General features: G+C 64.3%; 6 protein-coding genes and 3 rRNA genes. All 9 read left to right on the top strand.

What is annotated here, in order from left to right:
- The first annotated feature begins 329 nt into the window (after positions 1-329).
- The 9 genes from OIM89_RS27150 (at position 330) to OIM89_RS27190 (ending at position 12,082) form a co-directional block, all read left to right on the top strand.
- Positions 330-1,854: ribosomal RNA gene (locus OIM89_RS27150) — 16S ribosomal RNA — on the top strand.
- Between the two features lie 311 nt (positions 1,855-2,165).
- Positions 2,166-5,287 (top strand): 23S ribosomal RNA (locus OIM89_RS27155).
- Between the two features lie 96 nt (positions 5,288-5,383).
- Positions 5,384-5,500: ribosomal RNA gene (gene rrf, locus OIM89_RS27160) — 5S ribosomal RNA — on the top strand.
- The 16S, 23S and 5S rRNA genes sit together here, the layout of an rRNA operon.
- Before the next feature lie 172 nt (positions 5,501-5,672).
- Positions 5,673-6,281 carry a CDP-alcohol phosphatidyltransferase family protein gene (locus OIM89_RS27165; protein ID WP_008417540.1) on the top strand — a complete coding sequence of 203 codons (609 nt, stop codon included), beginning with the start codon at positions 5,673-5,675 and terminating at the stop codon, positions 6,279-6,281.
- Between the two features lie 114 nt (positions 6,282-6,395).
- Positions 6,396-8,891, top strand: coding sequence for a mannose-1-phosphate guanyltransferase (locus tag OIM89_RS27170; RefSeq protein ID WP_030695172.1), 2,496 nt, complete (start codon positions 6,396-6,398; stop codon positions 8,889-8,891).
- Between the two features lie 87 nt (positions 8,892-8,978).
- Positions 8,979-9,878, top strand: a complete 900-nt coding sequence (locus tag OIM89_RS27175) for a DUF881 domain-containing protein (RefSeq protein ID WP_264491685.1) — start codon at positions 8,979-8,981, stop codon at positions 9,876-9,878.
- On the top strand, positions 9,875-10,207 hold the full coding sequence (locus OIM89_RS27180) for a small basic family protein (RefSeq protein ID WP_003946928.1): 333 nt from the start codon (positions 9,875-9,877) through the stop codon (positions 10,205-10,207). Before OIM89_RS27175 ends, OIM89_RS27180 begins: the two co-directional genes overlap by 4 nt.
- 5 nt (positions 10,208-10,212) lie before the next feature.
- Entirely contained in the window at positions 10,213-11,079 is an 867-nt protein-coding gene (locus OIM89_RS27185) for a DUF881 domain-containing protein (protein WP_030695174.1), read from the top strand.
- Between the two features lie 82 nt (positions 11,080-11,161).
- Entirely contained in the window at positions 11,162-12,082 is a 921-nt protein-coding gene (locus OIM89_RS27190) for an FHA domain-containing protein (RefSeq protein WP_075987617.1), read from the top strand.
- Positions 12,083-12,089 lie beyond the last annotated feature (7 nt).

Here is a 12,089-nt window from a genome sequence, read left to right on the forward strand (position 1 = left end):
GCAGATTCCCTGAATCCACTGCATATCCGCATGCCTGCGGACGGTGGTCGGAGGCAGGAAAAAGAACTGATAGAGTCTGGAACACGAAATACCGAAGGGAAGCGCCCGGAGGAAAGCCCGAGAGGGTGAGTACAAAGGAAGCGTCCGTTCCTTGAGAACTCAACAGCGTGCTAAAAGTCAACGCCAGATATGTTGATACCCCGACCGGCCAGGTTTCTGGTTGGTTGAGGTTCCTTTGAAATACAACAGCGAGGACGCTGTGTGCGACAGGGACTATTCCTCCTTGTCGCACCGCTCTCATGTCTGTTGCGCCCGATTACGGGTACACATTCACGGAGAGTTTGATCCTGGCTCAGGACGAACGCTGGCGGCGTGCTTAACACATGCAAGTCGAACGATGAACCGCTTTCGGGCGGGGATTAGTGGCGAACGGGTGAGTAACACGTGGGCAATCTGCCCTGCACTCTGGGACAAGCCCTGGAAACGGGGTCTAATACCGGATATGACCGTCTGCCGCATGGTGGATGGTGTAAAGCTCCGGCGGTGCAGGATGAGCCCGCGGCCTATCAGCTTGTTGGTGAGGTAGTGGCTCACCAAGGCGACGACGGGTAGCCGGCCTGAGAGGGCGACCGGCCACACTGGGACTGAGACACGGCCCAGACTCCTACGGGAGGCAGCAGTGGGGAATATTGCACAATGGGCGAAAGCCTGATGCAGCGACGCCGCGTGAGGGATGACGGCCTTCGGGTTGTAAACCTCTTTCAGCAGGGAAGAAGCGAAAGTGACGGTACCTGCAGAAGAAGCGTAACTAACTACGTGCCAGCAGCCGCGGTAATACGTAGGGCGCAAGCGTTGTCCGGAATTATTGGGCGTAAAGAGCTCGTAGGCGGCTTGTCACGTCGGTTGTGAAAGCCCGGGGCTTAACCCCGGGTCTGCAGTCGATACGGGCAGGCTAGAGTTCGGTAGGGGAGATCGGAATTCCTGGTGTAGCGGTGAAATGCGCAGATATCAGGAGGAACACCGGTGGCGAAGGCGGATCTCTGGGCCGATACTGACGCTGAGGAGCGAAAGCGTGGGGAGCGAACAGGATTAGATACCCTGGTAGTCCACGCCGTAAACGGTGGGCACTAGGTGTGGGCAACATTCCACGTTGTCCGTGCCGCAGCTAACGCATTAAGTGCCCCGCCTGGGGAGTACGGCCGCAAGGCTAAAACTCAAAGGAATTGACGGGGGCCCGCACAAGCGGCGGAGCATGTGGCTTAATTCGACGCAACGCGAAGAACCTTACCAAGGCTTGACATACACCGGAAACGTCTGGAGACAGGCGCCCCTTGTGGTCGGTGTACAGGTGGTGCATGGCTGTCGTCAGCTCGTGTCGTGAGATGTTGGGTTAAGTCCCGCAACGAGCGCAACCCTTGTCCCGTGTTGCCAGCAGGCCCTTGTGGTGCTGGGGACTCACGGGAGACCGCCGGGGTCAACTCGGAGGAAGGTGGGGACGACGTCAAGTCATCATGCCCCTTATGTCTTGGGCTGCACACGTGCTACAATGGCCGGTACAATGAGCTGCGATACCGTGAGGTGGAGCGAATCTCAAAAAGCCGGTCTCAGTTCGGATTGGGGTCTGCAACTCGACCCCATGAAGTCGGAGTCGCTAGTAATCGCAGATCAGCATTGCTGCGGTGAATACGTTCCCGGGCCTTGTACACACCGCCCGTCACGTCACGAAAGTCGGTAACACCCGAAGCCGGTGGCCCAACCCCTTGTGGGAGGGAGCTGTCGAAGGTGGGACTGGCGATTGGGACGAAGTCGTAACAAGGTAGCCGTACCGGAAGGTGCGGCTGGATCACCTCCTTTCTAAGGAGCACTTCTCACCAAGTTCGCTTGGTCAGAGGCCAGTTCATCAGCAAACGTCTGATGCTGGTTGCTCATGGGTGGAACGTTGACTATTCGGCACATTCGGTCTGCTGGGACTGTGAGTACTGCTTCGGCGTGGAAAACAGTTCGAGGGGATGGAAGGTGTCGGGCACGCTGTTGGGTGTCTGAGGGAGCGGCCACGATGTGGCTGTTTCTTCGGTTGCCGGCCCCAGTGAACTCGGGATGTATGTCTCGGGGTGGTGGGTGGTTGGTCGTTGTTTGAGAACTGCACAGTGGACGCGAGCATCTGTGGCCAAGTTTTTAAGGGCGCACGGTGGATGCCTTGGCACCAGGAACCGATGAAGGACGTGGGAGGCCACGATAGTCCCCGGGGAGTCGTCAACCAGGCTTTGATCCGGGGGTTTCCGAATGGGGAAACCCGGCAGTCGTCATGGGCTGTCACCCGCTGCTGAACTCATAGGCAGTGTGGAGGGAACGCGGGGAAGTGAAACATCTCAGTACCCGCAGGAAGAGAAAACAACCGTGATTCCGGGAGTAGTGGCGAGCGAAACTGGATGAGGCCAAACCGTATGTGTGTGATACCCGGCAGGGGTTGCGCATGCGGGGTTGTGGGATCTCTCTTCTACGGTCTGCTTACCGTGGGACGAGTCAGAAACCGTTGATGTAGGCGAAGGACATGCGAAAGGTCCGGCGTAGAGGGTAAGACCCCCGTAGTCGAAACATCAGCGGCTCGTTTGAGAGACACCCAAGTAGCACGGGGCCCGAGAAATCCCGTGTGAATCTGGCGGGACCACCCGCTAAGCCTAAATATTCCCTGGTGACCGATAGCGGATAGTACCGTGAGGGAATGGTGAAAAGTACCGCGGGAGCGGAGTGAAATAGTACCTGAAACCGTGTGCCTACAAGCCGTGGGAGCGTCGCGCATCGAGCTTGCTCGGTGCGTCGTGACTGCGTGCCTTTTGAAGAATGAGCCTGCGAGTTAGCGGTGTGTAGCGAGGTTAACCCGTGTGGGGAAGCCGTAGCGAAAGCGAGTCCGAAGAGGGCGTTTGAGTTGCACGCTCTAGACCCGAAGCGGAGTGATCTAGCCATGGGCAGGTTGAAGCGGCTGTAAGAGGTCGTGGAGGACCGAACCCACCAGGGTTGAAAACCTGGGGGATGACCTGTGGTTAGGGGTGAAAGGCCAATCAAACTCCGTGATAGCTGGTTCTCCCCGAAATGCATTTAGGTGCAGCGTCGTGTGTTTCTTGCCGGAGGTAGAGCACTGGATAGGCGATGGGCCCTACCGGGTTACTGACCTTAGCCAAACTCCGAATGCCGGTAAGTGAGAGCGCGGCAGTGAGACTGTGGGGGATAAGCTCCATGGTCGAGAGGGAAACAGCCCAGAGCATCGACTAAGGCCCCTAAGCGTACGCTAAGTGGGAAAGGATGTGGAGTCGCAGAGACAACCAGGAGGTTGGCTTAGAAGCAGCCACCCTTGAAAGAGTGCGTAATAGCTCACTGGTCTAGTGATTCCGCGCCGACAATGTAGCGGGGCTCAAGCGTACCGCCGAAGTCGTGTCATTGCAGCAATACTCCCAACGGAGGCTGTGATGGGTAGGGGAGCGTCGTGTGCCGGGTGAAGCAGCCGTGGAAGCGAGTTGTGGACGGTTCACGAGTGAGAATGCAGGCATGAGTAGCGATTCACACGTGAGAAACGTGTGCGCCGATTGACTAAGGGTTCCTGGGTCAAGCTGATCTGCCCAGGGTAAGTCGGGACCTAAGGCGAGGCCGACAGGCGTAGTCGATGGATAACCGGTTGATATTCCGGTACCCGCTGTGAAGCGTCAAACATTGAATCCAGTGATGCTAAGCCCGTGAAGCCGTTCCGGACCCTTCGGGGAATGGAAAGTGGTGGAGCCGGTGGCCCGAGCTGGTAGTAGGTGAGTGATGGGGTGACGCAGGAAGGTAGTCCATCCCGGGCGGTGGTTGTCCCGGGGTAAGGGTGTAGGACGTCAGGTAGGTAAATCCGTCTGGCAATAGTCTGAGACCTGATGCCGAGCCGATTGTGGTGAAGTGGATGATCCTATGCTGTCGAGAAAAGCCTCTAGCGAGTTTCATGGCGGCCCGTACCCTAAACCGACTCAGGTGGTCAGGTAGAGAATACCGAGGCGTTCGGGTGAACTATGGTTAAGGAACTCGGCAAAATGCCCCCGTAACTTCGGGAGAAGGGGGGCCATGTCTGGTGATCCGATTTGCTCGGTGAGCTGGGTGTGGCCGCAGAGACCAGCGAGAAGCGACTGTTTACTAAAAACACAGGTCCGTGCGAAGCCGTAAGGCGATGTATACGGACTGACGCCTGCCCGGTGCTGGAACGTTAAGGGGACCGGTTAGTCACATTTCGGTGTGGCGAAGCTGAGAACTTAAGCGCCAGTAAACGGCGGTGGTAACTATAACCATCCTAAGGTAGCGAAATTCCTTGTCGGGTAAGTTCCGACCTGCACGAATGGCGTAACGACTTCTCGACTGTCTCAACCATAGGCCCGGTGAAATTGCATTACGAGTAAAGATGCTCGTTTCGCGCAGCAGGACGGAAAGACCCCGGGACCTTTACTACAGTTTGATATTGGTGTTCGGTTCGGCTTGTGTAGGATAGGTGGGAGACTGTGAAGCATGCACGCCAGTGTGTGTGGAGTCGTCGTTGAAATACCACTCTGGTCGTGCTGGATGTCTAACCTGGGTCCGTGATCCGGATCAGGGACAGTGTCTGATGGGTAGTTTAACTGGGGCGGTTGCCTCCTAAAGAGTAACGGAGGCGCCCAAAGGTTCCCTCAGCCTGGTTGGTAATCAGGTGTTGAGTGTAAGTGCACAAGGGAGCTTGACTGTGAGACCGACGGGTCGAGCAGGGACGAAAGTCGGGACTAGTGATCCGGCGGTGGCTTGTGGAAGCGCCGTCGCTCAACGGATAAAAGGTACCCCGGGGATAACAGGCTGATCTTCCCCAAGAGTCCATATCGACGGGATGGTTTGGCACCTCGATGTCGGCTCGTCGCATCCTGGGGCTGGAGTCGGTCCCAAGGGTTGGGCTGTTCGCCCATTAAAGCGGTACGCGAGCTGGGTTTAGAACGTCGTGAGACAGTTCGGTCCCTATCCGCTGTGCGCGTAGGAATATTGAGAAGGGCTGTCCCTAGTACGAGAGGACCGGGACGGACGAACCTCTGGTGTGCCAGTTGTTCTGCCAAGGGCATGGCTGGTTGGCTACGTTCGGGAGGGATAACCGCTGAAAGCATCTAAGCGGGAAGCCTGCTTCGAGATGAGTATTCCCACCTCCTTGAGAGGGTAAGGCTCCCAGTAGACGACTGGGTTGATAGGCCGGATATGGAAGCCCTGTAAGGGGTGGAGTTGACCGGTACTAATAGGCCGAGGGCTTGTCCTCAGTTGCTCGCGTCCACTGTGTTGGTTCTGAAACCACGAACACCAATCACATACCTGTCTAGAGGTGGGTTGTGGTTGCTGGTGTGTTTCGTAGTGTTTCGGTGGTCATAGCGTGAGGGAAACGCCCGGTTACATTCCGAACCCGGAAGCTAAGCCTTACAGCGCCGATGGTACTGCAGGGGGGACCCTGTGGGAGAGTAGGACGCCGCCGAACTTTCTTTGGCCTCGGGCCCTGGAAATCTTGTGTAAACAGGTTTCCGGGGCCCGAGGCATTTCTGCGTTCAGCGGCATTCAGGGGGACTTGTGCCCCCTCTGTGAAGGGAGCGCGGGCCGGGGGGTAAGGTCGGGGGGCAACATTGGCGCGTTACACCACAGGAGGCCCCCGGGTGGAGGTCCAGGAGACTCGGGTCCAGACGGACCGGGTCCTCACCATCCCCAACGTCCTCAGCATGGCCCGGCTGGTCGGCGTACCGCTGTTCCTGTGGCTCATTCTGCGGCCCGTCTTCGGCGGCCCGAACAGCGACGGCTGGGCGCTGCTGGTGCTCGCCCTGAGCGGCGTCAGCGACTACCTGGACGGCAAGCTGGCCAGGCGATGGAACCAGATCAGCCGCCTGGGCCGGCTGCTGGACCCGGCCGCGGACCGGCTGTACATCCTCTCCACGCTGGTCGGCCTCACCTGGCGGGAGATCCTTCCCTGGTGGCTCACCGGCCTCCTCCTCGCCCGTGAACTGATGCTCCTGGTCATGGTGGGCATCCTCCGACGCCACGGTTATCCGCCTCCCCAGGTGAACTTTCTGGGAAAGGCCGCTACCTTCAACTTGATGTACGCGTTTCCGCTGCTGCTCCTCAGCGAGGGCGGCAGCTGGCTCGCGTCCCTCGCAGCTGTTTTCGGATGGGCGTTCGCAGGATGGGGTACAACCCTCTACTGGTGGGCAGGGATTCTCTACGTGGTCCAGGTCCGCCGACTTGTCAGGGCGGACGCCACGGCCGATTGAGCCCCGCCATTGGGTGGCCGTAAGGCTGATGGTCCGCGCCACACCTAGTCGCGGGCCGGACCGGCCGGGTGAAGTCGGCAAGACCGTCGTCTCTTCAAGGAGGACGCTTCCGACATGAAGGCCGTCGTAATGGCCGGAGGCGAAGGCACGCGCCTTCGCCCCATGACCTCAAGCATGCCCAAGCCGCTCCTGCCGGTGGTGAACCGGCCCATCATGGAGCACGTGCTCAGGCTGCTCAAACGGCACGGGCTCTCCGAGACCGTGGTCACCGTCCAGTTCCTGGCCTCGCTCGTCAGGAACTATTTCGGTGACGGCGAAGAACTCGGGATGGAACTCACCTATGCCAATGAGGAGAAGCCACTCGGGACAGCCGGCAGCGTCAAGAACGCGGAGGAAGCCCTCAAGGACGACGCCTTCCTCGTCATTTCCGGCGACGCACTCACCGATTTCGACCTCACCGATCTCATCGCCTTCCACAAGGAGAAGGGCGCCCTGGTCACGGTCTGCCTGACCCGCGTCCCCAACCCCCTGGAATTCGGCATCACCATCGTCGACGACGACGGCAAGGTGGAACGTTTCCTGGAGAAGCCGACCTGGGGCCAGGTCTTCTCCGACACGGTCAACACGGGCATCTACGTCATGGAGCCGGAGGTCTTCGACTACGTCGAGGCCGACACCTCCGTCGACTGGTCCGGCGACGTCTTCCCGCAGCTGATGAAGGAAGGCAAGCCCATCTACGGCTATGTCGCCGAGGGCTACTGGGAGGACGTCGGCACCCACGAGAGCTATGTGAAGGCCCAGGCCGACGTGCTCGAAGGCAAGGTCGACGTCGAACTCGACGGGTTCGAGATCTCGCCCGGCGTCTGGGTCGCCGAGGGCGCCGACGTCCACCCCGACGCGGTGCTCCGCGGACCGGTGTACATCGGCGACTACGCCAAGGTCGAGGCCGGTGCCGAGATCCGCGAGGACACCGTCATCGGCTCCAACGTCGTGGTCAAGAGCGGCTCCTTCCTCCACAAGACGGTTGTGCACGACAACGTCTACATCGGGCAGCAGAGCAACCTGCGCGGCTGCGTGATCGGCAAGAACACCGACGTGATGCGGGCGGCCCGGATCGAGGACGGCGCCGTCATCGGCGACGAGTGCTTCATCGGCGAAGAGTCGATCATCCAGGGCAACGTCCGCGTCTACCCCTTCAAGACCATCGAGGCCGGCGCCTTCGTCAACACCTCGGTCATCTGGGAGTCGCGCGGCCAGGCGCACCTCTTCGGCGCCCGGGGCGTCTCCGGCATCCTCAACGTCGAGATCACCCCCGAACTCGCCGTCCGCCTGGCCGGCGCGTACGCCACCACCCTCAAGAAGGGCTCGACGGTCACCACCGCCCGCGACCACTCGCGAGGCGCCCGCGCCCTCAAGCGGGCGGTCATCTCCGCGCTCCAGGCCAGCGCCATCGACGTACGCGACCTGGAGAACGTGCCGTTGCCCGTCGCCCGGCAGCAGACGGCGCGCGGCAGCGCCGGCGGCATCATGATCCGTACCACCCCGGGCGTCCCCGACTCCGTCGACATCATGTTCTTCGACGGGCGGGGAGGCGACCTCTCCCAGGGCAGCCAGCGCAAGCTGGACCGGGTCTACGCCCGCCAGGAGTACCGGCGTGCCTTCCCCGGGGAGATCGGCGACCTGCACTTCCCGTCCAGCGTCTTCGACTCGTACACCGGCTCGCTGCTGCGCAACGTCGACACCAGCGGGATCGCCGACTCCGGGCTCAAGGTCGTCGTCGACGCCTCCAACGGCAGTGCCGGGCTGGTCCTGCCCAGCCTGCTGGGGCGGCTCGGCGTCGACGCGCTCACCATCAACCCGGGGCTCGACGAGTCCCGGCCGACCGAGACCGCGGAGAGCCGCCGGGCCGGACTGGTGCGGCTCGGCGAGATGGTGGCCTCCGCGCGGGCCGCGTTCGGTGTTCGGTTCGACCCCGTCGGCGAGCGACTCTCGCTCGTGGACGAGAAGGGCCGGATCGTCGAGGACGACCGGGCCCTGCTGGTCATGCTCGACCTGGTCGCGGCCGACCGGCGCAGCGGGCGGGTGGCGCTGCCCGTCACCACCACGCGCATCGCCGAGCAGGTCGCCGCGTACCACGGCACGCAGGTCGAGTGGACGACCACCTCGCCCGACGACCTCACCCGGGTCGGCCGCGACGAGGCGACGATCTTCGGCGGCGACGGCCGGGGCGGCTTCATCGTCCCCGAGTTCAGCAGCGTCTTCGACGGCACGGCCGCGTTCGTACGGCTCATCGGTCTGGTGGCGAGGACCCAGCTCACCCTCAGCCAGATCGACGCCCGCATCCCGCGCGCCCACGTCCTCAAGCGCGACCTCGCCACCCCGTGGGCGGTCAAGGGTCTGGTCATGCGGCGGGTGGTCGAGGCGGCCGGCGACCGGTACGTGGACACCACGGACGGCGTCCGGGTCGTCGAGGCCGACGGGCGCTGGGTGATGGTCCTGCCCGACCGGGCCGAGGCCGTCACCCACCTGTGGGCCGAGGGGCCGGACGACGAGTCGGCCGAGGCCCTGCTGGACGAGTGGGCGGCCGTGGTGGACAGCGCAGGGCGCTGACGCCGGAACACCGCCACCGGGCGGCCGCGGGCAGTACGCCCGCGGCCGCCCGAGCCCATTCGGAGGTGGGGCCCCGGCCGTGCGACGATGTGCGGCATGTCGCAGCAGCCCCCCGGACGGAGCACCGTCCCGCGCCGCCCGCGCCCCGACGCCTCCATGTCGCTGCTCACCAACGTGATGGACCACAGCCTGGACGACGGCTACGCCGAGGCGGCCGCCCGCCGGGCCGCCGACGGCACCGCGGGCGTCCCGCGCACCCTCAAGGCGAAGCTCGGGCTGGCGGCCGGGCTGGTCCTCGCCGCCCTCGTCGTCACCGTCGGGGCCGCCCAGGCCCGCGAGGACGCACCGGTCGTCGCCAAGGAACGCGAGGAACTCATCGACCGGATCGAGAGCGGATCGGCCACCGCCGACGGTCTCGAGAAGGATGTCGAGAGCCTGCGGACCGAGGTCGGCAAGCGCCAGCGCGAGGCACTCCAGAAGCACGGCGGGGACCAGGGCGCCCTGGTCGGCCTCCTCTCGGGCTCCACCGCCGTCCACGGCCCCGGCCTCAAGCTGGTGGTGGACGACGCCAAGGGGTCCGACACCGGGGGCGGCGGACCGCGGGAGAGCGCCGGGTTCTCCGACACCGGGCGGCTGCGCGACCGCGACATGCAACGCGTCGTCAACGGGCTCTGGCAGTCCGGCGCCGAGGCCGTGTCGATCAACGGCCAGCGCCTCACCGCCCTCTCGGCGATCAGAGCCGCGGGGGACGCCATACTGGTCGACAACAAACCGCTGGGCCCGCCGTACACGGTGCTGGCGGTGGGCGACGGGCAGCGCCTCGCCGACCGCTTCCAGGGCAGCGCGGACGGGCAGTACCTCGCGGCACTGCGCGAGAACTTCGGCATCCGCACGAGGATCACCGCGGAGGACGAGGTCCGCCTGCCCGCCGCACCGAGCGTGAGCGTACGAATCGCGGAGCCGACCGCGGGAAAGGGCACATCTTGATCGCCGTACTGGGGCTCCTCGTGGGAGTCGTGGCCGGACTGCTGGTCCGGCCCGAGGTTCCCGCCGTCGTGGAGCCTTATCTGCCGATCGCCGTGGTGGCGGCGCTGGACGCCGTCTTCGGCGGGCTGCGCGCCATGCTCGACGGCATCTTCGACGACAAGGTCTTCGTCGTCTCGTTCCTGTCGAACGTCGTCGTCGCCGCCCTCATCGTCTTCCTCGGCGACCAGCTCGGCGTGGGCGCCCAGCTCTCCACCGGCGTCGTCGTGGTCCTCGGCATCCGCATCTTCTCCAACGCCGCGGCCATCCGCCGGCACGTGTTCAGGGCGTGAGGCCGATGCGCGACGACGAGCCCGGCGCCCAGGGCCCCGACTCCGGCGACGCCCCCCGTCCGGCCGGACCGCCCCGGCGCCAGCCGCTGCCCGAGGCGGCCCCCGAGCCCGCCGCCGAGCCGCCCCCGGAGGAAGGGCCGGCCCCCGCCGAACTGACCGGCCGGCAGCGCCTGGTGAAGGGCCTGTGGCCGCCGCGGGTGACCCGTGCCCAGCTCACCGTCGCCGTGCTGCTCTTCGTGCTCGGGCTCGGCCTGGCCATCCAGGTGCGCTCCACCAACGACACCGGGGCGCTGCGCGGCGCCCGCCAGGACGATCTCGTGCGCATCCTCGATGAACTCGACGACCGTACCGAGCGTCTGGAAGACGAGAAGCAGCGTCTGGAGGACCAGCGGACCGAGCTGGAGAACAGCTCGGACCAGGCCGAGGAGGCGCGTCGGCAGACCGTCGAGAAGGAGCGTCAGTTGGGCATCCTCGCGGGGAACGTCGCGGCGACCGGTCCGGGCATCACCGTCACCGTCCAGGACGCCGCCGGGACCGTCCGCGCCGACATGCTCCTGGACGCCGTCCAGGAGCTGCGGGCGGCGGGCGCGGAGGCGATCCAGGTGAATGACGTACGGGTGGTCGCGGGCACGTACCTGAGTGATGGATCGGGCGGCGTCAACGTCGACGGGAACAAGATCACCCGTCCTTACCGTTTCAAGGTCGTCGGCAACCCGCAGGATCTCGAACCGGCCCTCAACATCCCTGGCGGGGTGGTCCAGACGCTGGAGAAGGAGCAGGCCACGGTGGTGGTGACACGTGAGGAGAAGATCGTGGTGGACGCCTTGCGACCGGCGGAGCAGCCTGACTACGCTCGGTCGTCCAACGAGTGAGGCCCGAGCGTATGCACAGTGCCCGAGCGGGGCATGAGGTTGCGGGGGGTCGGCGCACGGCGGAGGCGGTGCGTGGTGGAAACTGTGCGGTGGAGACGGACGCGGTGAAGGCGTCCGGATCGGCCGTCGTGTGCAATCAGGGTTCGTCCTGCCCCACGGGCGGGTCTGTTTCGGTCAAGGGGAATCGCCCGTGAAGTTGTTTGCGAAGTTGTTCGGCAAGAGTGGGCGCGAGGACGGCGGCAAGGCCGCCCGGCACCGCGCCCCGCGCCAGGGAGAAGAGGAGCAGGGCGAGCGTCCCCTGTTCCGTGACGAGGTGGCCGGCGGTGACAATTCGGGCGCGTCGTCCGTTGACCGCTCCGGTGCCGGCGGCATAGGTTTCGGTGAACCATCAACCTCAAGTACGGGTGGAGACTTCGGTCCCGGCTCGTACGGAACCGAAGCCCCCGCAGGGCAGCCGCGGCAGGGAGGCCCGTCCATGGTGTGCAGCAGGTGCGGGCACCGCAACGCCGAGGCCAGCCGCTTCTGTTCCAACTGCGGAGCGCCCCTGACCGCCCAGGCGGCCCAGGAGCGCCCGTCGGAGACCACCTCGACGATCTCGATCTCCGGACTGGAGGCGTACGAGGCGGAGGTGACCGGGCAGAACCCGGCGCCGACGCTCTCCCCGGAGGCCCAGGCCGCCGTGGACGCCCTCCCGGCCGGATCGGCGCTGCTGGTGGTGCGCCGCGGGCCCAACGCCGGCAGCCGGTTCCTGCTCGACGGGGACCTGACGACGGCGGGGCGCCACCCGCAGGGTGACATCTTCCTGGACGACGTGACGGTCTCGCGCCGCCACGTCGAGTTCCGCCGCCAGGAGGACGGGGCCTTCACCGTCGCCGACGTGGGCAGCCTCAACGGCACCTACGTCAACCGCGAGCGCATCGACGCCGTCGCGCTCGCCAACGGCGACGAGGTGCAGATCGGCAAGTACCGGCTGGTCTTCTACGCCAGCCAGCGGGGCATCTGACCGTCAG

It is taken from the genome of Streptomyces sp. BI87 (genome assembly GCF_025957665.1).
Lineage (GTDB): Bacteria > Actinomycetota > Actinomycetes > Streptomycetales > Streptomycetaceae > Streptomyces > Streptomyces albidoflavus.

Bases quoted from the DNA above. Each gene is read 5' to 3' on its own strand.
- OIM89_RS27170 (WP_030695172.1), top strand. From the start codon at position 6,396: ATGAAGGCCGTCGTAATGGCCGGAGGCGAAGGCACGCGCCTTCGCCCC.
- OIM89_RS27175 (WP_264491685.1), top strand. From the start codon at position 8,979: ATGTGCGGCATGTCGCAGCAGCCCCCCGGACGGAGCACCGTCCCGCGC.
- OIM89_RS27185 (WP_030695174.1), top strand. From the start codon at position 10,213: ATGCGCGACGACGAGCCCGGCGCCCAGGGCCCCGACTCCGGCGACGCC.